The organism is Pseudomonas sp. 910_21 (assembly GCF_052850735.1).
Map to the genome: position 1 here is coordinate 300834 of NZ_VXCY01000010.1, position 25630 is coordinate 326463.

The 25630-nt window shown below is 59.5% G+C and carries 21 protein-coding genes, 4 tRNA genes and 1 pseudogene; 13 read left to right on the forward strand and 13 right to left on the reverse strand.

Features of this window, described 5'->3' with window-relative positions:
* Window positions 1-8: 8 nt before the first annotated feature.
* The 5 genes from clpB to FW796_RS28245 all read left to right on the forward strand — a co-directional run bounded on the left by clpB (window position 9) and on the right by FW796_RS28245 (window position 3282).
* Complete coding sequence (gene clpB / locus FW796_RS28225) at window positions 9-2573, forward strand: ATP-dependent chaperone ClpB (RefSeq protein ID WP_346636002.1); 2565 nt, start codon at window positions 9-11, stop codon at window positions 2571-2573.
* Between the two features lie 296 nt (window positions 2574-2869).
* Window positions 2870-2945, forward strand: a tRNA-Asn gene (locus FW796_RS28230).
* 9 nt (window positions 2946-2954) lie between these two features.
* Window positions 2955-3031 (forward strand) — tRNA-Pro (locus tag FW796_RS28235).
* A gap of 5 nt (window positions 3032-3036) precedes the next feature.
* Window positions 3037-3112, forward strand: a tRNA-Lys gene (locus FW796_RS28240).
* Between the two features lie 93 nt (window positions 3113-3205).
* Window positions 3206-3282 (forward strand) — tRNA-Pro (locus FW796_RS28245).
* 97 nt (window positions 3283-3379) lie between these two features.
* Here the strand turns inward: FW796_RS28245 and FW796_RS28250 are convergent.
* Entirely contained in the window at window positions 3380-7027 is a 3648-nt protein-coding gene (locus FW796_RS28250; protein ID WP_346636003.1) for a transporter substrate-binding domain-containing protein, read from the reverse strand.
* 122 nt (window positions 7028-7149) lie between these two features.
* Window positions 7150-8325 (reverse strand): EAL domain-containing response regulator, encoded by a 1176-nt coding sequence (locus tag FW796_RS28255; protein ID WP_346636004.1) that lies wholly within the window; start codon window positions 8323-8325, stop codon window positions 7150-7152.
* Window positions 8326-8655: 330 nt separating this feature from the next.
* Between FW796_RS28255 and FW796_RS28260 the strand changes: the two genes are divergently transcribed.
* On the forward strand, window positions 8656-9285 hold the full coding sequence (locus FW796_RS28260) for a response regulator transcription factor (RefSeq protein WP_346636005.1): 630 nt from the start codon (window positions 8656-8658) through the stop codon (window positions 9283-9285).
* Window positions 9286-9608: 323 nt separating this feature from the next.
* On the opposite strand, the gene FW796_RS28265 is transcribed toward FW796_RS28260, so the two are convergent.
* Window positions 9609-10820: a M24 family metallopeptidase gene (locus tag FW796_RS28265; RefSeq protein WP_446440435.1), complete on the reverse strand. Its 1212-nt coding sequence runs from the start codon at window positions 10818-10820 to the stop codon at window positions 9609-9611.
* 298 nt (window positions 10821-11118) lie between these two features.
* On the opposite strand from FW796_RS28265, the gene FW796_RS28270 reads away from it, so the two are divergent.
* Both FW796_RS28270 and FW796_RS28275 read left to right on the forward strand, forming a co-directional pair.
* The gene (locus FW796_RS28270; RefSeq protein WP_346636007.1) at window positions 11119-11877 is read left to right on the forward strand and encodes a LuxR family transcriptional regulator; all 759 of its coding nucleotides are present in this window, start codon (window positions 11119-11121) and stop codon (window positions 11875-11877) included.
* 93 nt (window positions 11878-11970) lie between these two features.
* The gene (locus FW796_RS28275; RefSeq protein ID WP_446440436.1) at window positions 11971-12873 is read left to right on the forward strand and encodes a proline iminopeptidase-family hydrolase; all 903 of its coding nucleotides are present in this window, start codon (window positions 11971-11973) and stop codon (window positions 12871-12873) included.
* Window positions 12874-12923: 50 nt separating this feature from the next.
* Here the strand turns inward: FW796_RS28275 and FW796_RS28280 are convergent, their stop codons facing one another.
* From FW796_RS28280 to FW796_RS28290, 3 genes are all read right to left on the reverse strand, one after another.
* Window positions 12924-14222 carry an NAD(P)/FAD-dependent oxidoreductase gene (locus FW796_RS28280; protein WP_102865469.1) on the reverse strand — a complete coding sequence of 433 codons (1299 nt, stop codon included), beginning with the start codon at window positions 14220-14222 and terminating at the stop codon, window positions 12924-12926.
* Between the two features lie 60 nt (window positions 14223-14282).
* Window positions 14283-14456 carry a DUF3094 family protein gene (locus tag FW796_RS28285; protein WP_043274580.1) on the reverse strand — a complete coding sequence of 58 codons (174 nt, stop codon included), beginning with the start codon at window positions 14454-14456 and terminating at the stop codon, window positions 14283-14285.
* A gap of 189 nt (window positions 14457-14645) precedes the next feature.
* Window positions 14646-15275 (reverse strand): DUF1780 domain-containing protein, encoded by a 630-nt coding sequence (locus FW796_RS28290; RefSeq protein ID WP_123724495.1) that lies wholly within the window; start codon window positions 15273-15275, stop codon window positions 14646-14648.
* Window positions 15276-15420: 145 nt separating this feature from the next.
* Between FW796_RS28290 and FW796_RS28295 the strand changes: the two genes are divergently transcribed.
* From FW796_RS28295 to FW796_RS28305, 3 genes are all read left to right on the forward strand, one after another.
* Window positions 15421-15888: an FAD/FMN-containing dehydrogenase gene (locus tag FW796_RS28295; RefSeq protein ID WP_346636009.1), complete on the forward strand. Its 468-nt coding sequence runs from the start codon at window positions 15421-15423 to the stop codon at window positions 15886-15888.
* The gene (locus tag FW796_RS28300) at window positions 15885-16574 is read left to right on the forward strand and encodes an energy-coupling factor ABC transporter permease (RefSeq protein ID WP_346636010.1); all 690 of its coding nucleotides are present in this window, start codon (window positions 15885-15887) and stop codon (window positions 16572-16574) included. Before FW796_RS28295 ends, FW796_RS28300 begins: the two co-directional genes overlap by 4 nt.
* 63 nt (window positions 16575-16637) lie before the next feature.
* Window positions 16638-16853, forward strand: coding sequence for a hypothetical protein (locus FW796_RS28305; RefSeq protein ID WP_446440437.1), 216 nt, complete (start codon window positions 16638-16640; stop codon window positions 16851-16853).
* A gap of 19 nt (window positions 16854-16872) precedes the next feature.
* Here FW796_RS28305 and yacG read toward each other — a convergent pair whose 3' ends face one another.
* The 4 genes from yacG to FW796_RS28325 are packed head-to-tail and all read right to left on the reverse strand — an operon-like array spanning window position 16873 to window position 19785.
* Window positions 16873-17076 carry a DNA gyrase inhibitor YacG gene (yacG, locus tag FW796_RS28310; RefSeq protein ID WP_060841142.1) on the reverse strand — a complete coding sequence of 68 codons (204 nt, stop codon included), beginning with the start codon at window positions 17074-17076 and terminating at the stop codon, window positions 16873-16875.
* Window positions 17073-17696: a dephospho-CoA kinase gene (gene coaE, locus FW796_RS28315; protein ID WP_346636012.1), complete on the reverse strand. Its 624-nt coding sequence runs from the start codon at window positions 17694-17696 to the stop codon at window positions 17073-17075. The genes yacG and coaE overlap by 4 nt, the downstream gene beginning before the upstream one ends.
* Entirely contained in the window at window positions 17693-18565 is an 873-nt protein-coding gene (locus FW796_RS28320; protein WP_404937692.1) for a prepilin peptidase, read from the reverse strand. Before FW796_RS28320 ends, coaE begins: the two co-directional genes overlap by 4 nt.
* A gap of 2 nt (window positions 18566-18567) precedes the next feature.
* Window positions 18568-19785, reverse strand: a complete 1218-nt coding sequence (locus FW796_RS28325; protein ID WP_446440438.1) for a type II secretion system F family protein — start codon at window positions 19783-19785, stop codon at window positions 18568-18570.
* Window positions 19786-20010: 225 nt separating this feature from the next.
* On the opposite strand from FW796_RS28325, the gene FW796_RS28330 reads away from it, so the two are divergent.
* Window positions 20011-20427, forward strand: coding sequence for a pilin (locus FW796_RS28330; RefSeq protein ID WP_446440439.1), 417 nt, complete (start codon window positions 20011-20013; stop codon window positions 20425-20427).
* A 239-nt stretch (window positions 20428-20666) separates the two neighbouring features.
* The gene (locus FW796_RS28335) at window positions 20667-21023 is read left to right on the forward strand and encodes a BON domain-containing protein (RefSeq protein WP_346636016.1); all 357 of its coding nucleotides are present in this window, start codon (window positions 20667-20669) and stop codon (window positions 21021-21023) included.
* A 181-nt stretch (window positions 21024-21204) separates the two neighbouring features.
* Here FW796_RS28335 and FW796_RS28340 read toward each other — a convergent pair whose 3' ends face one another.
* The 3 genes and pseudogenes from FW796_RS28340 to FW796_RS28350 all read right to left on the reverse strand — a co-directional run.
* Window positions 21205-24123, reverse strand: coding sequence for a DUF748 domain-containing protein (locus tag FW796_RS28340; protein ID WP_446440440.1), 2919 nt, complete (start codon window positions 24121-24123; stop codon window positions 21205-21207).
* Window positions 24124-24228: 105 nt separating this feature from the next.
* A complete protein-coding gene (locus FW796_RS28345; protein ID WP_446440441.1) occupies window positions 24229-25245 on the reverse strand; it encodes a class I SAM-dependent rRNA methyltransferase in 1017 nt (338 codons plus the stop codon).
* Between the two features lie 156 nt (window positions 25246-25401).
* Window positions 25402-25630: pseudogene (locus FW796_RS28350) on the reverse strand (acetyl-CoA C-acetyltransferase); the annotation flags it as partial.

Sequence of the window (25630 nt, forward strand, 5' to 3'; positions counted from 1 at the left end):
GGTGACTAATGCGTATAGACCGATTAACCAGCAAATTGCAGCTGGCTTTATCCGATTCTCAATCCCTGGCGGTTGGCCTCGATCATCCAGCCATTGAACCGGCGCACCTGATGCAAGCGCTGCTTGAACAGCAGGGCGGCTCAATCAAGCCCTTGCTGATGCAAGTGGGCTTTGACGTCAACAGCCTGCGCAAGGAACTGAGCAAAGAGCTCGACCAACTGCCGAAAATCCAGAACCCCACTGGCGACGTGAACATGTCCCAGGATCTGGCGCGCCTGCTCAACCAGGCCGACCGCCTGGCGCAGCAGAAAGGTGACCAGTTCATTTCCAGTGAGCTGGTGCTGCTGGCAGCCATGGACGAAAACAGCAAGCTCGGCAAATTGTTGCTGGGTCAGGGCGTGAGCAAGAAAGCCCTGGAAAACGCCATCAATAACCTGCGCGGCGGCGAGGCGGTGAATGATGCCAACGTCGAGGAGTCGCGTCAGGCCTTGGATAAATACACCGTCGACCTGACCAAGCGTGCCGAAGACGGCAAGCTCGATCCGGTGATCGGCCGTGACGATGAAATTCGCCGGACCATCCAGGTACTGCAACGCCGGACCAAGAACAACCCGGTATTGATCGGTGAGCCCGGTGTGGGCAAGACCGCCATCGCCGAGGGCCTGGCCCAGCGAATCATCAATGGCGAAGTGCCCGATGGCCTGAAAGGCAAACGTCTGCTGTCCCTGGATATGGGCGCGCTGATTGCCGGTGCCAAGTACCGTGGCGAGTTTGAAGAGCGCCTGAAGTCCCTGCTTAACGAGCTGTCGAAGCAGGAAGGGCAGATCATCCTGTTTATCGACGAACTGCACACCATGGTCGGCGCCGGCAAGGGCGAGGGCTCGATGGATGCGGGCAACATGCTCAAGCCGGCCCTGGCCCGTGGCGAGTTGCATTGTGTGGGTGCCACCACGCTCAACGAGTACCGCCAATATATAGAGAAGGATGCAGCCCTCGAGCGACGCTTCCAGAAAGTGTTGGTGGATGAGCCGAGCGAGGAGGACACCATTGCTATCCTCCGCGGCCTGAAGGAGCGCTATGAAGTGCACCACAAGGTGGCGATCACCGACGGTGCGATCATTGCTGCGGCCAAGCTCAGCCACCGCTATATCACTGACCGGCAACTACCGGACAAGGCCATCGACCTGATCGACGAGGCTGCCAGCCGCATCCGCATGGAGATCGATTCCAAGCCGGAAGTGCTGGATCGTCTGGAGCGGCGCCTGATTCAACTGAAAGTCGAATCCCAGGCGCTGAAGAAGGAAGACGACGAGGCGGCGATCAAGCGCCTGGAAAAACTCCAGGAAGAGATTGTCCGACTGGAGCGCGAGTACGCTGACCTGGAAGAAGTCTGGACCTCGGAAAAAGCCGAAGTGCAGGGTTCCGCGCAGATCCAGCAGAAAATCGAGCAGTCGCGGCAGGAACTGGAGGCGGCGCGGCGTAAAGGCGACCTGAACCGCATGGCTGAGCTGCAGTACGGGGTAATCCCGGATCTGGAACGCAGCCTGCAAATGGTCGACCAGCACGGCCACAGCGAGAACCAGTTGCTGCGCAGCAAGGTCACCGAGGAGGAAATCGCCGAGGTGGTGTCCAAGTGGACCGGTATTCCAGTGTCGAAAATGCTCGAAGGTGAGCGCGACAAGTTGCTGAAGATGGAAAGCCTATTGCATCAACGGGTGATCGGCCAGAACGAGGCTGTGGTGGCAGTGGCCAACGCAGTGCGTCGCTCCCGGGCCGGCTTGTCCGATCCGAACCGGCCAAGTGGCTCGTTCATGTTCCTCGGCCCGACTGGGGTGGGTAAGACTGAACTGTGCAAGGCCCTGGCGGAATTCCTCTTCGACACAGAGGAGGCCATGGTGCGAATCGACATGTCCGAGTTCATGGAGAAACACTCCGTGGCTCGCCTGATTGGTGCGCCGCCAGGCTATGTCGGTTATGAAGAGGGCGGCTACCTGACCGAAGCCGTGCGTCGCAAGCCGTATTCGGTGATCCTTCTGGACGAAGTGGAAAAGGCCCATCCGGATGTGTTCAACATCCTCTTGCAGGTCCTGGAAGATGGCCGCCTGACGGACAGTCACGGGCGTACTGTGGACTTTCGCAACACGGTGATCGTCATGACCTCCAACCTGGGCTCGGCACAGATCCAGGAACTGGTAGGGGATCGCGAGGCGCAACGTGCGGCGGTGATGGACGCGGTGTCCACCCACTTCCGGCCGGAGTTCATCAACCGGGTCGACGAAGTGGTGATCTTCGAGCCTTTGGCGCGGGATCAGATCGCCGGTATCACGCAGATCCAGCTGGGTCGCCTGCGTAGCCGTCTGGCGGAGCGCGAGTTGAGCCTGGAGCTGAGTGACGAGGCCTTGGACAAGCTGATCGCCGTCGGTTACGACCCGGTGTATGGCGCGAGGCCGCTGAAGCGGGCGATCCAGCGCTGGATCGAGAACCCGTTGGCCCAGTTGATCCTGTCTGGTGGTTTCCTGCCAGGAGCGACAGTCACTGCGTCGGTGCAGGACGATGAAATCGTCTTTGCCTGATCGCACGGTGGCGTATTGATAAAGAGGCCTCGCATTACGAGGCCTTTTTTTTCACTAGGGCGTTGAACTGAAAGGAAAAGGCTTGTAAAGTGCGCCCCGCAGTCAGTCACCCCCAGGGTTTTTTCTGATCAGGAAGAAACCGGCAATGAAGTCGCAAATCATTGTCTTAAAAGCAATTTAAGGGGTTGACAGGGGTTTTTAAGATTGTAAAATAGCGCGCCTCAGAGACATGAACGTAGCGATACGGGCAAGTCGAAGAGGATGAAGTAAAAACGTTGTAGCTTGAAATATGTAGTTCCGTGATAGCTCAGTCGGTAGAGCAAATGACTGTTAATCATTGGGTCCCAGGTTCGAGTCCTGGTCACGGAGCCAATTTCAAACCGGGGTATAGCGCAGTCCGGTAGCGCGCCTGCTTTGGGAGCAGGATGTCAGGAGTTCGAATCCCCTTACCCCGACCATTTTTGGGTCGTTAGCTCAGTTGGTAGAGCAGTTGGCTTTTAACCAATTGGTCGTAGGTTCGAATCCCACACGACCCACCATTTTTGAAACCAGTTCGCTGGAATCGAATCTTAAGATCAGAGGCCAAAAGCGCTGATCGAGGAAGGCGCCTCTTGTAGGTGCCTTTTTTTTACCGGGGTATAGCGCAGTCCGGTAGCGCGCCTGCTTTGGGAGCAGGATGTCAGGAGTTCGAATCCCCTTACCCCGACCATATTCACGAAAAAGGGCACCTCTAGAGGTGCCCTTTTTCGTTTGTCTGCAAAAAAGCGCTGAATCAAGGGGCCGCCCGGGAGGCAGCCGCCTTGTTGTCAGCCGAGGGGCAGTTCTTCCCAGGCCTTGCGTTGTTCAAGCAGGCGCTGTTCGAGGGTGACGATGGCCTGTTTCACCTGTTCCACGCATTCCGTGACCATGTCCAGGGACAGGTCAGGGCTCAGGCAGGCATCTTCTAGCTGGCGACAGCTCTCTACCAATTGTTCGCCCTTGACCACGCGCGCAGCACCCTTGATGCGGTGCGCCAACTCTGCCAGCTCGGCTGTCGCCTGCTTCTGGAGCGAGGTGTCGAGGCTCTGCATGTCCGTGCGATTGTTGCTGAGCAACTCACTCAAAATGTGATGCAACATCGTCGGTTCGCTGCCCACCAAGGTATGCAAGGACTCCAGGTCGAATACCCGGGGAGAGCGGGCGCTGGCTGGCTTCGGGGGCTGTTGGTTCTCGCGTTCCCCCTCATCGGCCTGTCCCATGGACAGCAGACGTTCTTCCAGCTCGTCCAGGCTGATGGGTTTGATCAGGCAATCATTCATTCCCGCCTGGATGCAACGCTCCACTTCCTCCTGCTGGGCGTCGGCGGTCAGGCCGATGATCATCATTGGCTCGCAGGCGTTGTCCCGTTCCTCCTGGCGAATTGCCCGGGTCATCTGGGCGCCATTCATGATCGGCATGTGACAGTCGGTGATGATCACGTCAAAGGCCTGCTCACGCCAGAGATGCAGTGCTTCCAGGCCGTTCTCCGCCTCGAACACGTCATGTCCGAGAAAGCACAGTTGTTGCTGCAGGACCTGGCGGTTCACCGGATGATCGTCCACCACCAGAATCTGCAAACGGTACATGTGGCGCTTCCTGACCTGAGGCGGACGCTCAGAGGTGGCCACGCGCTCCAGTGCTTGCAGGCGCAGCTCCACATCCACCCGGGTGCCATGGCCCAGGGCGCTGCTCATCGACACCTGTCCACCCATCATTTCGCACAGGGAACGGCAAATCACCAGGCCCAGGCCTGTGCCCTCGATGTTCTGCACATTGCGCTCTACTTGGGCGAACGGTTGGAACAGATGCTGCTGGCTGCAGGGAGAAATACCAATTCCCGAGTCTTCGACACTGAGCCTGACCCGTAGCAAAGAGTTTTCCACCAGATCGCCGGAGATGGTCACCTTGATAAAGCCGGCTTCGGTGAACTTGATGGCATTGCTCACCAGATTGGACAGGATCTGCTTGAAGCGCATCCCGTCCACCAGCACGTCGCCGTTGATGCTGGAGTCGATCTCGAGGATCAGGCTCAGGCATTTCTGCCGGGCGAGTCCCTCGAATACCCGGGCCACCGACTCCACCAGTTCGCGCAGGTTGGCGCGTTTTGGCGAGAGGCTCAGGCGTCCGGACTCGATGCGGGCGATATCGAGGATATCGCCGATGAGCTCCAGCAGGCTTTTGGCCGAGCTGTAAGCGATTTCAATGCTGGAGCGCTCGATCCGATCGCTGTCGGCGCGTTTGAGCGCCAGTTCCAGAATGCCGATGATGGCGTTCATCGGCGTGCGTATTTCATGGCTCATGGTGGCCAGGAAGGTGGTCTTGGCCCGGCTGGCCTCGTCGGCGAGATTCTTCGCCTCCTTCAGCTCCTGGACCAGATGACGGTGCTTGGTAATGTCCAACCAGCCACAGATCACGCCCTTAGTGACACCGTTGGCGTCCTGGAATGGCTGAATCCAGTGCTCGATCCAGACGTCCTTTCCCTGCAATTGCACGGCATACACGGAGGTAATGGTCTTGCCGTCGTTGATCGCTTGCAGGTAGTTCTGGTGCAGGTCGGGCTCTGCTGAAAAGTGCTCATTGGGCAGTTGCTGCACGGTCTTGTTCAAGACTTCTTCGGCAGTCAGCCCGACGCTCTGCAGATAGCTGCGGTTGCAGGACAGCATGTTGCCTTCGATGTCCCGGATATAGAGGGCCGGAGGCATGTTTTCTGCCAGGGTCTCGATAAAGCGCAATTGTTCATTGAGGGTTTTCTCGGCCTTGACCCTGCGGCGCAGATAGACGACCCAGAGCAGCGACAGTAGAAGCAGCAACGAAGCGCCGGCAATGATCTCGGCGATCATCAACGCATAGTCGCGCCAGGTTTCGCTGCTCATGCCCGGTGGCGATCGCCAGTGGTTGGCGATGGCGTTCAAGTCGTCCGTCGGGAGGCTGATCAGTGCCTTGTCGAGGATGGACTGCAGTTCCGAATCGCTTCGTCGCAGGGCAAAGCTGGCGGTTGCCTGGCTGGTGTGAATCAGGTCGGCAACCGCCAGGCGATTCTGGAACAGGCGGACAATGTAGTAACGCGAGGCCGGTAATGACACCACTGCGGCATCGGCGCCGCCGGCATAGACCATGTTCATGGCGTCCAGCGAGGTACCAACTTCGATCACTTCGGCTTTCGGGTAGAGCTTGCGCACATGTTGCAGTGTCACGTGCCCGCTAGGGATGGCCAGGCGCTTGTCTGTCAGGTCCCCTGGCCGTTGTGCCTTGCCTTCTTTGTCGGTCTGGGTCACGAGGACGAAGGGGCTGGTCAGAAAGGGACGGGTAAAGCGCAGGTTGTCCTCACGTTGTGTACTGGCGGTCATGATGGCCAGGTCGGCCTCTGATTTGCGCAAGGCTTCAATCTGTTCCGGGTAGCCGCCGTTGCGAGCGGTGACTTGGAAGTACAGCCCGGTGCGCTGTGATATTACTTCCAGCAGTTCAGCGGTGACGCCCGAGAAAATGCCGTTAGCGTCGAAGAAGGCAATGGGCGCCAGGTCGTCATTGATCACCAGGCGTATCACCGGATTACGGGCGATCCAGCGCGACTCTTCAGGCGTCAGTGCCACCTTTTCGTCCGACGGAATGAAGCCGCTACCTACCCAGCGTCGACTCAGGCTGAGGAGCTTTTCCTTACCGATAGCGTCGATGCTCTGGTTGAGAATCCGCAGCAGGCGCTGGTTATCCTCTTGCAGCGCATAGCTGTAGCCGCCTCGGGAAAAGTCGGCGAAGCGCTCGAACTTGAGAAAGCCGTAGTAGGAACGATTGATACGGAAGTAGGCGCTGAGGACATCGTCCACGTACATGTCGGTATGACCAAAGGCGGCTGCGGCTATGGCCTCGTCATGGGTGGGATAGACCATCAAGCGGGCCAAGGGAAAGCGTGACTGCAGTTGCGCGCTGTGTTCCTGGGCCACAGAAACTCGTAATCCGGCCAGATTGGAGGGAGATTTGCGTGACTCGTCATTGCGTTTGAACAGCGCCAAACGACCCTCGGCGAAAGGTCGGCTGAACCTGATGGCGTCGGCAGGCGGCTCGGAGCTGAAGCTGCCCAGCAGGTCGATGTTGTCAGTCTGCAACGCCTGCATGGCCTCGGCCCGGGTGGCGAAGGGTACGATCTTGATGCGAACCCCGAGCATCTGCCCAATCAGAGCGCTGACGTCAGCGGTAATGCCCTCGTAGTGATTGTCGTTGTAGCTGACGTTGAAGGGGGGCGGTTCTGTAGTCACGGCGCCGATTTTCAGTTCCGACTTGTGGCGCAGCCAGCGCCAGTCTTCATCCTCAAGGGCGAGGTCGTGGTGATCGAGGCGTACCGTGCTGTACAGCGTATTGGGCAACGTCGGAGGCTGGGCCGCTGCCGGTTGAGCACTCAATATCGCCAAGCAGATAAAAAGCCAGAAAAGTCGTGAATGCATGATCGCTTCAGATAGTAGGGGGCCAGATGACTCTATCAATGAGTAACAACGCAATGAGCGCGGGGCGGACGGTACAGGAACCTGTGCGACGGGTCGCCACTTTGATCTGTTGTCACAAGGGACTAACGGGTGCAGTAGGCAATGAAATGACTTTCCGGCATCGGCCGTGCGAACAGAAAACCCTGGGCTACTTCGCATCCCAGCTCCAGTAGGCGATCCTGCTGCTCGCGGGTTTCCACTCCTTCGATAATCAACGACATGCCCAATGAGCGGGCGAGCGCCACCGTATAGCTGATGACGGCGCTGCGTCTGGGTTGATGCCCCATCTTGCGCACGAAAGTGCCGTCAAGCTTGATCTGGCTGAAGGGCAGCTCGCACAGGCGATCCAGGGAGGAGTAGCCCGCACCGAAATCGTCCATGGCCAGGCCGCAGCCCATCACCCGCAGGCGTACCAGGTTCTCCAGGCTACTGGCGGGGGCGCTGATCAGGCTGGTTTCGGTGATTTCAAAGGTGATGCTGCTGGGTGGAACCTGAAACAGCGTGAGCAGTGAGGCGATGGATTCGGTCAGAGTCTGGGACGCCAGCTGTGATGGATGCAGATTGAACGAGAAACCCAGGGGGATGCCTTTTTGCGCCAGTTTGCGGCGCAGGGCCAGGCCCTGGTCGAACAGCTGCCAGAACAGGCGGTCCAGCAAGCAGTGGTGTTCCATGATGTGCAGGAAGTGTGAAGGCGGCAGTACTCCCAACTGTGGATGATTCCAGCGAGCCAGCGCTTCCGCACCCTGCAGAGACGCGTTGTCGAGTGTCACCTTGGGTTGGTAGTAGGGTTCGAATTCGCCGTTGTCCAGGCCGCGAATCACGTCCGTCAGGGTGGGGAGTTCGGACTTTTTCAGCGTTGTGACCAGACTGTGGCGCTGGTTCTGATAACGCGTCAGCAAGGTGGTCAGACGCTCCAGATTGAAGGGCTTGCCCAGATCACCGAGGAAGTTCAAGCCCAGGCGCTTGATCATCGAGACGGTGGTGTGTCGCAGAACCGGATCGATCTGGCTGCACAGGATCACCGAGTGCAGCTTTGCGCTTTGGCTGGCATGGCGCAGAAATGCCAAGCCGTCCATTCCGGGCATTTTCAAGTCACAGATGGCAATGTCCATCCTTTCGCACTGCTCCAGCAGCGCGAGTGCCTCACTGCCACTGGCCGCCTCATGCACCTGCCCGGGCATCACTTTTTTCAATGCCGTGACGGTAACCAGGCGTTGCAGCGGTTCATCTTCCAGAACCAGAACATTTAAATGTCGCATTGCCGGCTCATGTCATTATTTGACGGTCATAGTGCTTAAGGCTCTTGAGTCGCGGCCATGAGGCAAATCCCCATGTACAGTAGGAAATTTCCTATTGAAAAATCAGACCGTCTGATTCCTTAAGGAGAAGTCATTAACCCCTTGTATCGTTGGTTATTTGCCAGGAATCTGAATTTTCTGGGGGGCATCAAGGTATTACACACGCAATACCTATATGACATCAGCGTTTTATACAGATACGTAAGTTGCAGCTGATTGAGGTGCGGTTACGTATATTTTCCGGGCGGTCCGGCTCACCCGAAGGCCGGGTTTTTAAGGTGAAGTGACAATATGCACAGCGTATTGATAGTTGACGATCATCCCGTTGTTCGGCTCGCCGTTAAGGTTTTGCTGGAAAAGAACAACATGCGGGTGGTGGCCGAAACAGACAATGGATTGGATGCGCTGGAGCTGGTGCGCGAGCATGGGCCGGATGTGGTGATCCTCGATATCGGTATTCCCAAACTGGATGGCCTTAAGGTGCTTGCGCGCATCAAGGCACTGGGCCTGCCTACTGAAGTGCTGGTGCTGACCTCGCAGTCGATTGAGAGCTTCTGCCGACGCTGCATTCAGCTTGGTGCTCGGGGCTTTGTCAACAAGGAGGAGGACTTGGGCAATCTGGTAGTGGCTCTGAATGCAGTGTTGGCCGGTTACACCTTTTATCCGTCCCTGGCTTTGGACGTTTCCATTCCCGCAGCGGAGCAGCAGTCCGAGGCCGAGCAGATAGGCCAGCTGACCGATCGGGAAATGATTGTGTTGCAGTACCTGGCACAGGGTTATTCCAACAAGGCCATTGGAGAAAAACTGTTCTTGAGCAACAAGACAGTCAGCACCTACAAGACCCGACTGTTGCAGAAGCTGGGGTTGGGGTCGCAAGTAAGCCTGGCGGAGTTTGCCAAGCGCAATGCGTTGATTCCGTGAAGTGAACAGGGTCGGCTACTTGTAATGTCTGGTTTCACTTAGTTGTGTCTGTATCGCAACTGAACCATGGGGGCATGCTGATTTTGTTCTTTCTGCATGACTTGAAAAGTGCCAGGGCAGGCACCTAAGTGAAATGGACGGCATATGTTTTGATTGGGTTTCAGGGCCCATCCTGGATAAGCCCTGAAAGCTCTTGTTGCTTAAGATTTTTCTTGTTGGATTTCAGCGGTAATCGCTGCACTCTTCACGGTTTTTTTGCTTTGCAGATGCAGAGTCATCAAGAGAGCATTGAATATCCGAGCCGGGCGGTTCTGATCGTCGCTTCAGCGGTCGATGATGTTGTGCTGTGGTCCATAGGGTAGCCGGGTGATGTTTTCCGCGCCCCGGGAACTGATGATCAGAATGTCGTGCTCCCGATAGCCACCGGCACCTGGCCTGCCTTCGGGCAACCTGATCATCGGCTCCATGGACACCACCATGCCGGGCTCCAGCACTGTGTCCACGTCCTCACGAAACTCCAGCCCGGTCTCGCGTCCGTAGTAGTGATTGAGGATGCCGAACGAGTGGCCGTAGCCGAAGGTTCGGTATTGCAGCAGGTCGTGTTCCAGGTAGATTTCGTTCAACTCTCGGGCAATGTCGCTGCAGCGGACGCCGGGTTTGATCAACCGCAATCCGGCCTCATGCACCTTGAGGTTGATTTCCCAAACCCGCAGATGAGCGTCGGGGCAATGGCCAAGGAACAGTGTGCGCTCCAGCGCGGTGTAGTAACCGGCGATCATCGGGAAGCAGTTGAGGCTGAGGATCTCTCCCGGCCTGATTCGCCTCGAGGTCAGCGGATTGTGTGCGCCGTCGGTATTGATCCCTGATTGAAACCAGGTCCAGGTGTCCATCAATTCGGCTGCGGGAAAGGTCCTGGCGATTTCCCGAACCATGGCCTGTGTGGCGTGCAGGGCCACATCGTACTCCGGCACCTGATCCTGCAGGGCGTCGATGGCGGCGGCCCCACCGATGTCGGCGATGCGTGCGCCCTGGCGGATCAGCGCCTGTTCTTCTGCTGACTTGAGCATGCGCATGGTCATGCACTGCGCGGCGATATCCAGTAGTTGTGCCCGGGGATAAAGCTCGACGAAGGCTTGGTGGCTGGGCAGGGTGAGCTGGTCGAACTCCAGGCCCAGCCGTGTTGCCTGGGGCAAGGCCTGTTTGACCGCAACGAAGAAATTGCCCCGTTGCCAGTCGGTGTAGACCACCTGAGCATCACAGACTGCGCGACGCCCAGGCTGCCCTCCGTCGATATTGGCGCTGATCAGCACTGTGCGCTCCCGGGTCACTACCAGGGCGTACTGGCGGCCGAAAGAGCAATACAGGAAGTCGGCGTAGTAGTTGATGTTGTGATACGAGGTGAACAGCGCCGCGTCGATATCCTGTCGGGCCATGTAGGCTCGCAGCGTGCTCAGGCGCTGGGCGTACTCCTGCGCGGAGAAGGTTGAAGGGACTTTTTCACCGTTGCGGATCTGAAGGGTCTTGGGCATCTGCATGGCACGGGTCCTTGTCTGCAATGAGCGATGCGCGGCGCCACACTCGGGTGGGCCATGAAGTGGCATTGCAACAGATAGGGGCGGTGCAGGCATGCGTGGTACCGACCTTGAGGTGGTCGCCAGCGCTGCTTTTCAAAGGGGCTGGGGGAGGGTGCAACATGGGCCTCGTTCATGAAGAGCACGTCGACGGCGGGTAGCACAACCTGGTAGTTCTTATAGGTTTTGCCTGGCCGGTTCCTATCGAGCGTGGCATTCTAGGCCCTGCTGTTAAGGATCAGACAGTAAGGAAACTGAACGGATGCAAAGCAGGCTCGCGGAAGTTAACACACGCCTTTTGCCAGGAAACTCATTGCATGAGCGAATGGCGGGGACCATGGACATGGCCTCGGCGCTGGGGTTCGATGCCCTGGTTTACGACTACAGTCCGGTGCCCTTTGATCAGCAAGGCGAGCTGATCATTCCCAGTGCAATGGTCTGCAATACCCCAAAGGACTGGCTGGAACTCTGGTGCGACGAGGGGTATTACCATATCGACCCGGTCCAGCAGGTGGCTCTGGACAGCACCTCTCCCTTTATCTGGTCCTACAGGCCCGAGGCGGAAACCGTCTTGCGCCAGGCCATGGGTCAGCAGCACGCGCCGGTATCGAGTTACCTGCAGCATCATCAGATGTCCCATGGCATGACCGTTCCCATCCACTTGCCTGGGGGTGGTTTCGCCAGCCTGACCGGTTTGCGCTCGGGCAGTACCCAGGTGGCCTTGCATGACCTGCAACAGGTCCTGAGGGATTTCACACTTCTTTCTCATGCGCTGCAGGAACACCTCTATCCGCAGCTCAGTAAAAGTATTCGCAGCTATCCGGTTCAACTGACCAGGCGTGAGCGCGAGTGCCTGAAATGGGCGGCCGAGGGCATGACCTCCGGCGAAATTGCTGAGCGCCTGCAGCGTTCCGTGGCCACCATCAACCTGCATCTGACCTCGGCGATGCACAAGTTGGGCGCCAAGAATCGGGTTCAGGCCGTGGTTCGAGCAGTTCACTATCGTTTGTTGGAAAACTGAAGCGAGCACAAGTGGCCCTGTCTTATCGCTGATGCTGGGTGCAGGCCGAAGATTGAAAGACACAGGGTGATCGTCATCAGGGAGTGATGCGCAATGAAAGCAAGTAAACCACCACAGGAAGGTTATGCCTCCTTTGGCTCCTGGCAGACCTGGTATCGGGTGACGGGGGATCTGCGGAATGGTCTGACGCCCCTGGTGATACTGCACGGTGGCCCGGGCTGCACTTATGACACTGTGGATGCCTTCAGGGATGTAGCTGCCAGTGGCCGGGCAATCGTTCAGTTCGATCACCTCGGCAGTGGATTCTCCACTCACCTGGAGGGCAAGCCCTGTTCATTCTGGAGCGTCGAATTGTATCTGGAGGAACTGAACAATCTTCTGGATCACCTGCGCATCAGTGAGGATTACGCCTTGCTCGGGCATTCCTGGGGTGGGGCTCTGGCCAGCGAGCATGCCGCGTTGGCCCCAGCGGGCCTGCGTGCCCTGATCATTGCCAATGCTCCGGCCGACATGCGGACCTGGCAGGCTGAAACCCTGGGTTTGCGTGAGGCTTTGCCAGAGGGGGTCTTGCAGACGCTGATTGGCCACGAACAGGCTGGAACCCTCCATAGCGCCGAATATGTGCAGGCCTCGCAAGTATATTTTGAGCGGCACGTTTGCCGGCTTCGGCCTTGGCCGGAAGAGGTGGTGCGAATCTTTTCCAGGGGATGTTGCGCTACCGCGATGGAAGGTGCGCCGCAGCGGGCTGAGAACTTCCCTCTACTGAGCAACCTGCAGGACTGGAGCATTGTCGAGCGCCTGCCACGGATCAAGGTGCCGAGTCTGCTGATCTCAGGACGTTACGACGAAGCGACTCCAGCAGTGGTCAAGCCCTATCTGGAGAACGTTCCGGACATCCGCTGGGCACTGTTCGAGAACTCCAGCCACATGCCTCATATCGAGGAGCGGGTTGCCTGTATGGGAACGGTGGTGAGCTTTCTGGATGAGTGCCTGTAGCCCGCCCATGCGCCCCGCTACCTTGCGTAGCGGGGCGTACGTTCAAGCGCTTAGTGCAACTTCAAGCGTGGGTCGGTGCCTCGTCCAATCCGGCTGCCGAGCATCAGCATCGCCGTGCGGAACACCCCGTACAGTGCCATCTGGTGCATGCGGTAGAGCGAGATGTAGAACATCCTCGCCAGCCAGCCTTCGAGCATCACACTGCCGGTGAGATTGCCCATCAGGTTGCCCACCGCCGAGAAGCGCGATAGGGAGATCAGCGAGCCGTAGTCGGTGTACTTGTAGGTCGGCAGATCCTTGCCTTCGATGCGCAGTTTCAGCGACTTGGCCAGCAATGAGGCTTGCTGGTGCGCAGCCTGGGCCCGTGGCGGCACATTACGGTCGCTGCCCGGTTGCGGGCAGGCGGCGCAGTCGCCGAAGGCGAAGATGTTCTCGTCACGGGTGGTCTGCAGGGTTGGCAGTACCTGGAGCTGGTTGATGCGGTTGGTTTCCAGGCCGTCGATGTCCTTGAGGAAACCCGGCGCGCGAATGCCTGCTGCCCACACCTTGAGGCTGGCGGGAATGGTTTGGCCATCAGCGGTGATCAGACTGTCGGCGGTGACTTCACTGACTGACGCGTTGGTCAGTACTTTGACCCCGAGTTTCTCCAGGGTCTTGTGCACCGGCCCGCTGATGCGCTCGGGCAGGGCCGGCAGCACCCGTGGCCCAGCTTCGATCAGGGTGATGTGCATGTTTTCTGGGAGGATCCGGTCCAGACCGTAGGCGGCCAGCTCATGGGCGGCGTTGTGCAGTTCCGCCGCCAACTCCACACCGGTGGCACCGGCGCCGACGATGGCTACGCTGATCTGTTCCACGGCATCTGTCTGCCCGGCGTGGGCTCGCAGGTAGTGATTGAGCAGTTGCTGGTGAAAGCGCTCGGCCTGCTTGCGGGTGTCGAGGAACAGGCAATGCTGGGCGGCACCCTGGGTGCCGAAGTCGTTGGTGGTACTGCCCACGGCGATCACCAAGGTGTCGTAGCCCAATTCACGGGCCGGCAACAGTTCTGTGCCTTCCTCGTCATAGGTGGCAGCCAGTTGGATCTTTTTCTGTTGACGATCGAGCCCGCTCATACGGCCCAGCTGGAACTCGAAGTGGTTCCATTTTGCTTGGGCAACGTAGTTGAGTTCGTCTTCAGAGGAGTTCAGTGAGCCGGCGGCCACTTCATGCAGCAGGGGTTTCCAGATATGGGTCAGGTTGGCGTCCACCAGCATCACACTGGCGGTGCCGCGCTTGCCCAGAGTCTTACCCAGGCGGGTCGCCAACTCCAGGCCGCCGGCGCCGCCGCCAACGATGACAATACGATGAGTCATGGGGATATCTCGCAAGGCTAAAAGAAATCGGTGCAGTCAACCGAGCGAGCGCGATGCAGCTCATAGCGTCAGGTAACTGATAAAACGGCTCAACAGGCCCAGGGCGACCGTCACCACGACCACCACCACAAGGAGCATCCACGGCCGAAAGGGCCGGCGCTCGACTCGGTGCTGGGGCAGTTGCAGGTATTCTTCGACATGGCGTTGGTCGTCGGGGTTCAGGCGGCTGCTCATAAAGGGCCTCGTCAGGTAGACGTCGCAACACAGGGGAATGTTACAGCGCGATGCAATCGAGCATTTACCGAGCATAGCCGCTGTCGCGTGGGGGCTCGATGACGAGATCCCGGCGTTGGCAGGCAAGAGCGCTTTTTTACCATTGCTCGGGATATTGCGCCATGCCCACGGGAGGCGGATTGACGGACTTTACAAACTGATGCCGACGTCGAAAACGATACTGCGGCCCAGGTTGCTGCGCAGAAACTCCGGCGCATCCGGGTGGGCGAACAGCACCCGGGCGAAGGTCGGTCCCACCAGCGACAGCGACCGCCAGCCCTGGCGCAGGTATTCGGTGGGCGGTGGGAAGTGGCTGTTCAGGTCCAGCACTTCGCGCTTGAGGGCGGCGAAGGCAATGATGTCCAGTTCCCCCAGGTCCATCCCCCGCTCCTTGTAGTTGTGGGCCTTTTTGCGCAGGGTCGGCGCCAGGCGCAGCAACAGTTCGTTGGCCGGGATGCGCTTGGGCTTGGCTTCGCGCCGTACCAGTTGGCTCAGGGAAAATGCGCTGCGCCGGCGTTGCAGCTCGTCGCGCCATTCATCATTGAGTCGGCGGCCTTCATCAAGGACGAAGAACACCTCGAAGCTGGCATCGCGAAACAGCACATCCGGCGGCTCCTGCCCAGCGGCGCTGAATTCGTCGTTGCGATAGGGAATATTCAGGCCTTGCAGCAGGCGCTGGCAGACCCAACGCTCACGCTCCCATTTGCGGGCATTGGACAGAAACGCGTTGGCTTGTTCGGCCTGAATGGTGAGCAGGCGCAAAAAATCTGAGTCATCCATATCCCCAAGCTTAGCGCTCAAATATGACCTTAAAAACTACGCTTCTCGAAAAACCTCTGCACCCGGTCTCCGGCAGTGCCTGCTGGAGGCTGCCAAGGGGCGGTGTAGACTGTTTGCCGTCCTACCCCTCGATAAGGAGTGTGCAGTGAAGCGCTGGTCAATTCTGTTGCTGGGCCTGTTGCCCTTGTGGGCCCAGGCCCTTGAAGTCGGTGAGCGTCTGGCACCCTGGACCTTGCTGGATCAGTTCGATCAAGCCTACAGCCTCGATTCCCAGGCGCAGATCCTTCTGGTGGCGCGAGGTATGGACGCGGCCAAGGTGGTGAACGGGGCGCTCAAGGACAAGCCCAAGGATTATCTGCAGGCGCGTCACGGGGTGTTTGTCGCGGATATCCAGCGCATGCCAGCGCTGATCGCCAAGCTGTTCGCGGTGCCGGCCATGCGTGACTATCCCTACCGGGTGATGCTCGACCGCGAAGGGCGTGTGGCCTCTCGTTACCCTGCCGCCGAGGACAAGGTCCTGTGGCTGCAACTGCAGGATGGCCAATTGGTGTCTCGGCAGGAATTCGCTACCGTCGAGCAACTGCAGGCCGCGCTGGAGAAAGTCCGGCCATGATCAGCGCGGCGCTGCTGTCACCGGAAAGCCTGAGCATCGGTTGGCTGCTGTATGTGGCGGTAGTGATCTGGGCGGTGCTGAGGGCGCCCTGGGTCGAGCTGTTCACCGATAGTCGCCGTCAGCATTTACTGTTCGGAACAGTGTTTGCGCTGTTTCTGCTGTGGTTGGTGCGCCGGGATTTCGACACAGGAGTGTCCTATCACTTCATCGGCATGACGGCGGTGACCTTACTGCTGGACTGGCCTCTGGCGATTGTCGGTGGCCTGATTGCGCAACTGGGGTTGCTGGCCCTGGGGCGGCAGGACCTGGCGGCGCTGGGGGTCAATGGCGTTTTGCTGATCCTGTTGCCGGTGGCGGTAACCGAGGCCTGTGCCTGGCTGGTGGAACGGGCCCAGCCGCGCAACCCCTTCGTCTATATCTTCTGCTCCGGGTTCTTCGCGGCGGCCCTGTCGGCGCTGTTCTGCCTGCTTTGCGGCCTGGGGCTCTTGTGGCTCGACGGGCGTTTTGTCATGCCCGAATGGCTGGAGGATTTTGTCGGTTACCTTTGGCTGATCATCTTTCCGGAGGCATTTATCAACGGCATGGTGATCAGTGCCCTGGTGGTGTTCTGCCCGGAATGGCTGGAAACCTTCAATCGCACCCGCTACCTCTCTGCGCCCTGGAAGGATGAGGACCCGCGCCCTTGATCCATATCAACTCCGAGCCTGGGGCCGCGCTGCATGCTCGGCAAAAATCTCAGGAGTGCGGTCATGAGTGTCTATCAGTGGGCTCGGCAGGAAGTGTGCGACAGTCTGCACAGTGCCCAGCAGGAAGGATTTGAAGCGGGGTTGAGCCTGCGGGCGCTGCTCAGTGCGGTGGTGCAGCAGAGCAAGAGTGTACGTAGCATCGAGGATCTGGCTGACGAGTTGCAGTTCCTCGCGGAGAACCTCGATGACGATCAGGACTACAGCTTCATGCGGCCCTGATCGGCGTCGGTTCGAGCACTCAGTGAGCGCGGGGCGGCAGTTCTTCCGAGAACAGTTCGTCCTCGGCATCCGGGCTCACTGGAATCTTGTGTTCCTCGGCAGCCCAGGCCCCCAGATCGATCAATTTGCAACGGTCGGAACAGAACGGCCGGTTGGTGTTGGCCGCGGTCCATTCCACGGGGGCGCCACAGGTTGGGCATTCAACGGTCAGGGGTTGGCTCATGACTGGCCTCCACGCAAAGTTAGGTAAAAGTGATGCAGGCGTTCGACCTCACTGCGCAACCAGGCCTGATCGCGGTCATTGACCAGCACATCGTCGGCGTGACGCAGGCGCTCCTCGCGGCTGGCCTGGGCCTGAAGAATCGCCTGGACCTGCTGTTCGCTGATCTGGTCGCGCTGCAAGGTGCGTTCGATCTGCAATTGTTGCGGCACATCGATCACCAGAATCCGTTGGGTCATCCGTGACTGGCCTGACTCGATCAGCAGTGGCGACACCAGAATCGCATAGGGCGATTCGGCACGGGCCAGATGGCTGACGATCTCCTCGGCAATCAGCGGGTGCAATAGCGCCTCCAGCCAGCGTCGCTGTTCGGGGACTTCGAAGATCAGCTTGCGCAGGGCCGCACGATCCAGTTGGCCATCGGCCTGCAACACGCCGTCACCAAAGTGCCGGGCAATCTGTTCCAGGGCCGGGCGCCCGGGCTCCACCACCCAGCGAGCGGCGTGATCGGCATCGATCACATGCACTCCCAGGTCGATGAAGTGCTGGGCGGCAGCGCTTTTGCCGCTGCCGATGCCGCCGGTGAGGCCGAGGGTCCAGGGTGTGTTTACGGAGCGAGTCATTGGAAACCGACAAACTGCAAATAGAAGTCGGTTATTTGACCACTCCAGAGCAAGGCAATCCAGCCGGCAATGGCCAGAAAGGGGCCGAAGGGGATGGGCGTCGAAGTTTTGGCCCGGTTCAGGCGCAACAGGACAGTGCCGAGAATCGCTCCCACCAGGGAAGACAGGAGCAAGGTCAGCGGCAGGATCTGCCAGCCGCCCCAGGCGCCAAGCATCGCCAACAGCTTGAAGTCGCCGTGGCCCATGCCGTCCTTGCCGGTCAGCAGTTTGAACAGCCAGAACACCGACCACAGGCACAGATAGCCGAGCACTGCGCCCCACAAGGCATCCTCCAGGCTCGCCAGCAGCCCGAAGCTGTTGGCGATCAGTCCCAACCACAGCAGTGGCAACACCAGCACGTCCGGCAGCAGTTGGTGATCGGCGTCGATCAGGCTCATGGCCAGCAGCCCCCAGCTGAGGATCAGCAGCAGGCCCGCGGGCCAGCCGAAACCGAAGTGCCAGGCGACGAACGCCGAGATCAGCCCGCAAGCCAGTTCGGTCAGCGGGTAGCGCGGGCTGATGGCGGTCCTGCAGTGAGCACAACGGCCCCGCAGCCACAGATAGCTGAGCAGGGGGATGTTCTCCCAGGGCCGGATCGGTTGTGCGCAATGGGGGCACTGGGAGTGGGGCAGCAGCAGGTTGTAGGGCGCCGTCACAGGCTCGGGGGCCAGTCCCAGCACTTCGTGGGCCTGAGCCCGCCAGTCGCGTTCAAGCATCTTCGGCAGACGCCACACCAGCACGTTCAGAAAGCTGCCCACGAGTAGCCCCAGCACCAGGGCGGCAGTCACGAAGGCCATGGGGTAAAGGGTCATGACTTCAGTCAAGGACATGTTCAGATCGCTGTACCGAGTTGAAAGATGGGCAGGTACATGGCTACCACCAGGGCGCCGACGATACTGCCCAGGAGGACCATGATCAACGGCTCCATGAGGCTGGTCAGGCTGTCGACCAAGTGGTCCACCTCGACCTCATAATGCGCTGCGACTTTTTCCAGCAGATGATCCAGCGTTCCGGATTCTTCACCGATGGCGGTCATCTGGATCGCCATAGTAGGGAAGACGCCGCTGGCGCGCATGGCAAAGTTCAGTTGCATGCCACTGGCCACCTGTTGGCGGATGCGCTCCACCGCTTGCCTGTAGACCTTGTTGCCACTGGCTCCGGCCACTGAATCCAGGGCCTGAACCAGGGGCACGCCAGCCGCGAAGGTGGTGGCGAGTGTGCGGGCGTAGCGGGCCACTGCGGACTTGTGCAGCAGGGGGCCGGCCAAGGGCAGGCGCAGCAGTCCCTGATCCACAGCGTCCCGCAGGCGCGCTGAGCGCCGATAGGCCTGCCTGATCCCGCCCCCCATCAGCAGGCCGGCACTGAGCAACCAGCCGCCGTGGCTCTGGATGACGTGGGAAAGGGCGATGACCCATTGGGTCAGTAGCGGCAATTGGGCATTGAACCCGGCGAACAGGCTCTGGAATTGGGGAACCACCTTGAGCAATAGAATGCTGCTGACCAGGATGGCTACGCCGATCACCGCCAAGGGGTAGACCATGGCCTTTTTTACCCGGGCCTTGAGGTTCTCGCTTTTTTCCCTGTAGGTGGCGACCCTTTCCAACAGGGTATCCAGGGCTCCGGCCTGTTCGCCGGCATCCACCAGATTGCAGTACAGCTCGTCAAAGTGGCGCGGATGCCGGCGCAGCGCCGTGGCCAGGCTGGAGCCGGCCTCGATGTCGCGCTTGAGGCTGGCCAGCAGTTGGCGCATCAACGGCTGGACGAAACTCTCGGCAATGATTTCCAAGGCTTGCAGCAGGGGCACGCCGGCCTGCATCAGGGTTGCCAGTTGCCGGGTGAACAGGGCGATCTCCCGGGCCTTGACCCGCTGACCCAGTCGCAACCAGACCCTGGGTTTGCGGCGTACCCGAGTTGGAGTGATGCCCTGCCTGCGCAATTGGGCTCGGATCAGCGCCGGGTTTGCAGCGCTCAACTCGCCGGCCATCTTGTGGCCCTGGCCGTCGGTGCCTTGCCACAGATAGACGCTGGCAACGGGTGCTTTTACCGCCATGGTTCGATCCTTGATGCAGGGATGAGCTTCCTGAAGCCTAGCTGCCGGGCACCTGCCGCATAGGGTCACGAGATGACGGAATTTGTCAGTTTGTGCGACTCCTTGCGCTCAAGGCCATGGGCTATCACCGCTGCAGCCCTTGAATTCCGTGGGGGCGACCCTGGCACAGGGCATGCTTCAAGCCTTGCTGATTATCCAAGGTGCATTCTTGCCAGGAGGCAGCCCATGAAACATCAATCCGCTTTTACCCTGATCGAATTGCTGGTGGTGGTAGCCATCATTGGCATTCTCGTCACAGTGGCGATGCCGCTGTATGCCAAGTACCAGGTGCGGGCCAAGATGATTGCCGCGCTGGCCGAGGCGTCGGCGCTGAAGGTCAATGTCGAGGACCTGCTCAACCAGGGGACCGATCCGACTCTGGCCCTGGTCGGTGGCACGCCCCTGACGTCGAACTGCCGAATGAATGCCGAGGGCACGGCAGCCACCGGTGAAGGCAGTATTGGCTGCACCCTCCTCAATGCTCCGGGCCCGGTGTTGAACAAGACGCTGGTACTGAGCCGTTCGCCAGCTTCCGGATGGACGTGCACCACCACAGTGGAGGCCGATTATGCGCCCAAGGGCTGCGTTACGGACGACGCCTAAGTCTCGGCAGGCTGCTGTGCAGCGGGCTTGATGGACCGCATCGAAAAAGCCGCAACTTGCATGCAGATTGTTGGGCGGTCATGCATTTTGCATGATGTCGATTTTTCGGCTTTATTATAAGTTATTGTTTTTTATGGATATTTTATGGTGTCTAGACTTGGCACAGCACCTGCAATATCCCTCATAACCCTGTTGCCAGGACACGGCGCAGGCTTTCTAAAAGAACAGGAGTTACTCGTATGAAGAAGTTCGCTATTGCTGCTGCAACTGCTACCGCTCTGACCCTGACCATGGCCAACGCAGCATTTGCGCAGACCACTCAAAGCACCCAGTCGCCTATGGTTGTGGCTGCCGGTGAAGTGACCAAGGCCAAAGAGGCCACCTCCGATACCTGGATCACCACCAAAGTGAAAAGCGATCTGGTAACCGAGAAAGGCATTCCTGGCACCGACATCAAGGTTGAAACCAACAAGGGCGTCGTATCGCTGTCGTCCACCGTGGCCATTACTGAGTCGCAGAAAGCCACTGCAGTGGCAATCACCAAGAAAATCAAAGGCGTTAAAGCGGTCTCTGCCGACGGCCTGAAAGCCGAGTAAGACCCCAAGCTTCTCGCCTGGACAGGGAGAGGGTGCGGTAGACGAGCCAAGTGATACGTCTGCCGCTTCTTTCAAGGGTTCATGCGGAAGATCACAAGGATGTGATCATTACAGGCCCCGGCACATTGTGTCGGGGCCTGTTCTATTAGGCGGGGGTACGCCGCTCAAGGCGGCGCGGGCCTTACTCGCTGTCCAGGTGCAGCGGGGTGACCACCTTGCCGTCGCTTTCGGCCTGGCCGAGGTTGGCATCAATGAAGTAGACCCGGTCATCGGCCAACTGGCCCTTGTCCACCAGGAAGTCCTTGATACTGCTGGCCCGTTCCTGGCCCAGTTGGCGCAGCAACACGTCGCTGCCGCTCCAGAACTTGATCAGCCCCTCACGCAGTTTGGCACTGCGCTCGTCGCGGCTGAGCTGGGCCCATTCGGCTGGAGGTTGCTGTTTCAGGCGGGTGCGGTAGATGCCTTCGAGCAATGGCGATTTCTCGCCCTCGGGAACCTGCAGCAAGGATGCCTGGGCCGGAACCTTGTCGCCGCGCCGTTGCAGGATCTTGTAGTAGTTGTACTGGTATTCACGCTCCAGACGCTGTTCGGCGATCAGTGGACCGTCGCTGCTCTGGGCGCTAGTGCCTTCGATCTCCAGGCGCAGGGTCGGACGCTCCTTGAGGGCCTTGGCCAGGGTGGTGAGGGCCGACTCGGACTCCTTGCTCAACTCGCTGGAGCCCGGGGCGAAGGACACATTGCTCAGGTCTTCGGAACCGCCGCCAGTGACCAGGCCGCCAATGAACTTGAAGGGTGCCTGGGCTGCTCGCAGCACCAGATTGCGCAGGGTCTGCCAGACGATTGGCATTACGCTGAACTGCGGGTTGTTGAGGTCGCCGGAAATCGGCAACTCGATGGAAATCTTGCCGTCGGTGTCTTTCAGCAGGGCCACGGCCAGGCGGATCGGCAGGTCCACGGCGTCCGGGCTGTCGACCTTTTCACCCAGTTGCAGTTGTTCGACCACCAGTTTGTTCTCGGCCTTGAGCTGGCCCTTGGTGATCATGTAGTGCAAGTCGAGGTTGAGTCGGCCCTTGCGAATACGGAAACCGGCGAACTTGCCGGAATAGGGCGTCAGGGTGGTCAGCTCCACTCGCTTGAAGCTGGTGGCGATATCCAGTGCGGCCATTGGATCGAAGGGGTTGACGCTGCCCTTGATGGTCACTGGAGCATAACGGTCGACCTTGCCCTTGACGTCCACTTCCGCCGGCTTGGCCTGGCGGCTGTCGATGGTGCCGATATGCCCGTTGAGTTGCTGGACTGCGGTGGCGAAGTTCGGTGTCAGGCTCAGGTCGGCGAAGTTGGCCGAACCATCGTTGATGGCGATTTCACCAATGTGAATACCCAGTGGCTTGCTGGAGCTTGGGGCGGGCTTGCCCGAGGATTTGCTGCTGCCACCTGCGGGTTGTGGAATCAGCAAGTCGTCGATATTGGTGGTGCGGTCATCGTTGATGATGAAGCGCGCATAAGGCTGCATCAGGTTGACTCGGCTGATGGTCAGGCTGTCACCGTGCTGATAGTTCAGGCCCTCCACCACCACTTGTTTCCACTTTACGAAGTCGCGGGTCTTGAGGGTGTCCAGGGTGTGCAACTGATCCACTTCGGCCCGGCCGGTGATGCTGAAAGTCAGCGGCTCGACTTTCTTCAGGTCCACCGCCAGGTCACTGCCGAGCATGCCGCTACGCAGTTCCAGGCGAATGAACGGGCTGATGTAGGACTGGGCGACCCGCAGGTCGATGTCTTTGGTCTGCACCTTGAGTTTGGCGGTGATGGGGTTGAGGTTGACCTCGCCGGTGGCGCTGACCTTGCCTTGTTTACCCAGGCCGGTATCGAGCTTTAGGGTGAAAGGCGACTGGTTGAGGCTGTCGAAGTTCTTCAGGTCCAGGTTCAGCGGGCCCACATCCAGGGCCACGGCCGGTTTGGCCTGGCGGTCGGCCAGGTGCACCTGATAGTTGCGCAGCTCCACGTCCTTGAGCAGAACCTGCCAGGGCTTGCCGGGGGCTGCGGGATCCTTGGGGGTGTCGGCTGTGGCTGGCTGAGGCTTGGCGGCCGGCTTGGCGGGTTGGCTGGCGAAGAGCTTTTGCCAGTCCAGTTGGCCATCGGCTTCAAGGGCGGCCCAGGTCTCCAGCTTCTGGCTGCGGATCTTGCCGACTATTACGTGCTGCTTGGCCAGGTCCACCATTGCTTCGCTGATATCCAGGCGCTCCAGGCGCGCCAGGGGGCGACCGTCCGGGGCCTTGATGGCAAATGGAGCAATGCTGATGGAGGTATTGTCCAGGAGCAGTTCGGTTTCCTTGGTCAGGCTGAATTTATAGTGGGTGCTGAGGTTTACCACGCCGTCTTCCAGCACCAGCGGTACGGCATCACGTACATAGGGCCACCAGGCTTTCATCTTGCCGTCGGTGACTTTCAAGGTGCCTTCGGAAGTCAGCGGGGTCACGCTGAAGTTGCCGCTCCAGTCGATCTGTCCGCCTTCCGGGCCGGTGGCCACCAGGGTCATGTCGGCGCTGTCATCCGGCAGGGTGCTGAGGTTCTTCAATTCAAAGTCGAGTTTGTTGTAGAGAAACTCGATGGGCTCGCTGGGGCGCAGGTCCTTGAAGTGCAGATAGCCGCCCGCCAGCTTGATGCGTTCAATGCGAACGGGAAACGGCTTGGCGTCGGGATCGCTCGGGGTCGGTTCGCTGGCAGGCAGCTTGAACAGGGCCAGGAGGTTGAGCTTGCCTTCCTTGTCAAAGAGGATCTCGGTCTTGGGCTGGTCCAGTTCGACGTCCGCCAGATGCAGGGCGCGTTTCCACAGACTGTCCAATTGCAGATTGGCGTAAAGGCGCTCGAAGGCAATTTGCTCCTTGCCCGGTTCGCCGATGCTCAGGCCCCAGAGGGTCAGTTCCAGGCTGAAGGGGTTGAGTTCGATACGCTGAATATGAGCCGGAGTCGTGGCGTAGTTGGCCAGTTGCTGGTTGGCCACCCGCAAGGCAATGCCCGGCAAAATCAGAAAGCCCAGCAGACTGTAAAGGGCGAGAGCGGTCAACAAGGCGCAGAGAGCGCGAATCAATCCTTTGGTCATGCGAGGCTTCATCTATCTGAATCGGAAGTGCCTTGGAGTATGGCACGCGTTTACGGTTCCGAAACCATCACAGTCTTCAGGATTGTTCAGATTTTTTGCCCTTGATCAAAGTTGCAGGATCAGTGTTTTCAGCGGCGGTTGTCCGTCCTGGGAAGGGAAGTCCGCAGCAGGGGCAAGGACCTGGCAATCGCGCACAGGCCGCCCGGCTTTCTCGGCACAGCGCAACACTTGCTCTCGCCAGTCCTGCAACGACACCTTGGCCAGGTTGTTACAGCAGATCAGCACACCCTCTTCGGCGGTGGCCAGCAGTGCCGGCTTCAGCAGGCTCTGGTAATCACGCAGCAGGTCGACGGTGCCGAAGGCACTCTTGGCCCAAGCAGGAGGGTCCAGCAGGACCAGATCGTATTGGCGTTGTTCAAGACGTGGGTAGCTGGGGAGCTTCTGTCCGCGTCGCTGACTGATGGGCAGGCCCGCCAGTTGGCGGATCGCTGGGAAGTAGTCCGACTGCACGAACTGCATGCCGGGTAGCTGCGGGTTGAGTTGGCCGTTTTCCCGACCTACCGCCAGATTGCCTTCGGCGAAGTCCAGGTTGCAGACCTCCCGGGCGCCTCCGGCTGCAGCGCTGAGGCCGACGCCACAGGTATAGGCAAAAAGATTGAGCACGCTTTTCCCGGCACTGTGCTGCTTGACCCAGCCGCGAGCGTTGCGCAGGTCGAGAAACAGCAACGGGTCTTGCCCGGCATGACGGCCACGGACTCGATAATTCAGTCCCCATTCGTGGCCGACCAGATCCGCCAGGGCGCTGTCCTCGGCGCGGTACACCGAGTCTTCACGGTCGATACGCGAGTTGCCTCGGGAGCGATCGTTGTAGACCAGCAGGGTCGACAGGTTCAGCTGTTGATTGATGGTCTCGTGCAGTTGCAGCAGGGCATCGCGTTCCAGCGTCTGGTGAAAGCTCTGTACCAGCAGTTGCGGCCCATAACGGTCGACGGTCAGGCCACCGGCACCTTCCTGGCTGCCGTGGAACAGGCGATAGCAGTCGGTACCTTGCTGGTGCAGTTCGGCGAGCAGGTCTTGACGGTGATCGAGGGCGGCGCGCAGCGCCTGATTCAAGGAAGACATGCAGGGCGCCTTGGAGAAGAGGAATAAGGCGCCGCAGTTTACCAGCGTCCCGCCAGTTGTAGGAGCCAGCTTGCTGGCGAAAGCGGCCTCACGGGTGCCTTCGCTGGCAAGCCAGCTCCTACAGGGGGCGGTTGTTGCGGGGGTGGTCCGCGCCGGTTAGCGCTCGATGGCCAATGCCACGCCCTGACCGCCGCCGATACACAGGGTCGCCAGACCTTTCTTGGCATCGCGCTTGAGCATTTCATGCAGCAGGGTCACCAGCACCCGGCAGCCCGACGCGCCGATCGGGTGGCCGATGGCAATGGCGCCGCCGTTGACGTTGACCTTGCTCGCGTCCCATTCCAGCTCCTTGGCCACGGACAGGGATTGTGCGGCGAAGGCTTCG

Bases quoted from the DNA above. Each gene is read 5' to 3' on its own strand.
- clpB (WP_346636002.1), top strand. From the start codon at position 9: ATGCGTATAGACCGATTAACCAGCAAATTGCAGCTGGCTTTATCCGAT.
- FW796_RS28250 (WP_346636003.1), bottom strand. From the start codon at position 7,027: ATGCATTCACGACTTTTCTGGCTTTTTATCTGCTTGGCGATATTGAGT.
- FW796_RS28255 (WP_346636004.1), bottom strand. From the start codon at position 8,325: ATGCGACATTTAAATGTTCTGGTTCTGGAAGATGAACCGCTGCAACGC.
- FW796_RS28260 (WP_346636005.1), top strand. From the start codon at position 8,656: ATGCACAGCGTATTGATAGTTGACGATCATCCCGTTGTTCGGCTCGCC.
- FW796_RS28265 (WP_446440435.1), bottom strand. From the start codon at position 10,820: ATGCAGATGCCCAAGACCCTTCAGATCCGCAACGGTGAAAAAGTCCCT.
- FW796_RS28270 (WP_346636007.1), top strand. From the start codon at position 11,119: ATGCAAAGCAGGCTCGCGGAAGTTAACACACGCCTTTTGCCAGGAAAC.
- FW796_RS28275 (WP_446440436.1), top strand. From the start codon at position 11,971: ATGAAAGCAAGTAAACCACCACAGGAAGGTTATGCCTCCTTTGGCTCC.
- FW796_RS28280 (WP_102865469.1), bottom strand. From the start codon at position 14,222: ATGACTCATCGTATTGTCATCGTTGGCGGCGGCGCCGGCGGCCTGGAG.
- FW796_RS28285 (WP_043274580.1), bottom strand. From the start codon at position 14,456: ATGAGCAGCCGCCTGAACCCCGACGACCAACGCCATGTCGAAGAATAC.
- FW796_RS28290 (WP_123724495.1), bottom strand. From the start codon at position 15,275: ATGGATGACTCAGATTTTTTGCGCCTGCTCACCATTCAGGCCGAACAA.
- FW796_RS28300 (WP_346636010.1), top strand. From the start codon at position 15,885: ATGATCAGCGCGGCGCTGCTGTCACCGGAAAGCCTGAGCATCGGTTGG.
- FW796_RS28305 (WP_446440437.1), top strand. From the start codon at position 16,638: ATGAGTGTCTATCAGTGGGCTCGGCAGGAAGTGTGCGACAGTCTGCAC.
- yacG (WP_060841142.1), bottom strand. From the start codon at position 17,076: ATGAGCCAACCCCTGACCGTTGAATGCCCAACCTGTGGCGCCCCCGTG.
- coaE (WP_346636012.1), bottom strand. From the start codon at position 17,696: ATGACTCGCTCCGTAAACACACCCTGGACCCTCGGCCTCACCGGCGGC.
- FW796_RS28320 (WP_404937692.1), bottom strand. From the start codon at position 18,565: ATGTCCTTGACTGAAGTCATGACCCTTTACCCCATGGCCTTCGTGACT.
- FW796_RS28325 (WP_446440438.1), bottom strand. From the start codon at position 19,785: ATGGCGGTAAAAGCACCCGTTGCCAGCGTCTATCTGTGGCAAGGCACC.
- FW796_RS28330 (WP_446440439.1), top strand. From the start codon at position 20,011: ATGAAACATCAATCCGCTTTTACCCTGATCGAATTGCTGGTGGTGGTA.
- FW796_RS28335 (WP_346636016.1), top strand. From the start codon at position 20,667: ATGAAGAAGTTCGCTATTGCTGCTGCAACTGCTACCGCTCTGACCCTG.
- FW796_RS28340 (WP_446440440.1), bottom strand. From the start codon at position 24,123: ATGACCAAAGGATTGATTCGCGCTCTCTGCGCCTTGTTGACCGCTCTC.
- FW796_RS28345 (WP_446440441.1), bottom strand. From the start codon at position 25,245: ATGTCTTCCTTGAATCAGGCGCTGCGCGCCGCCCTCGATCACCGTCAA.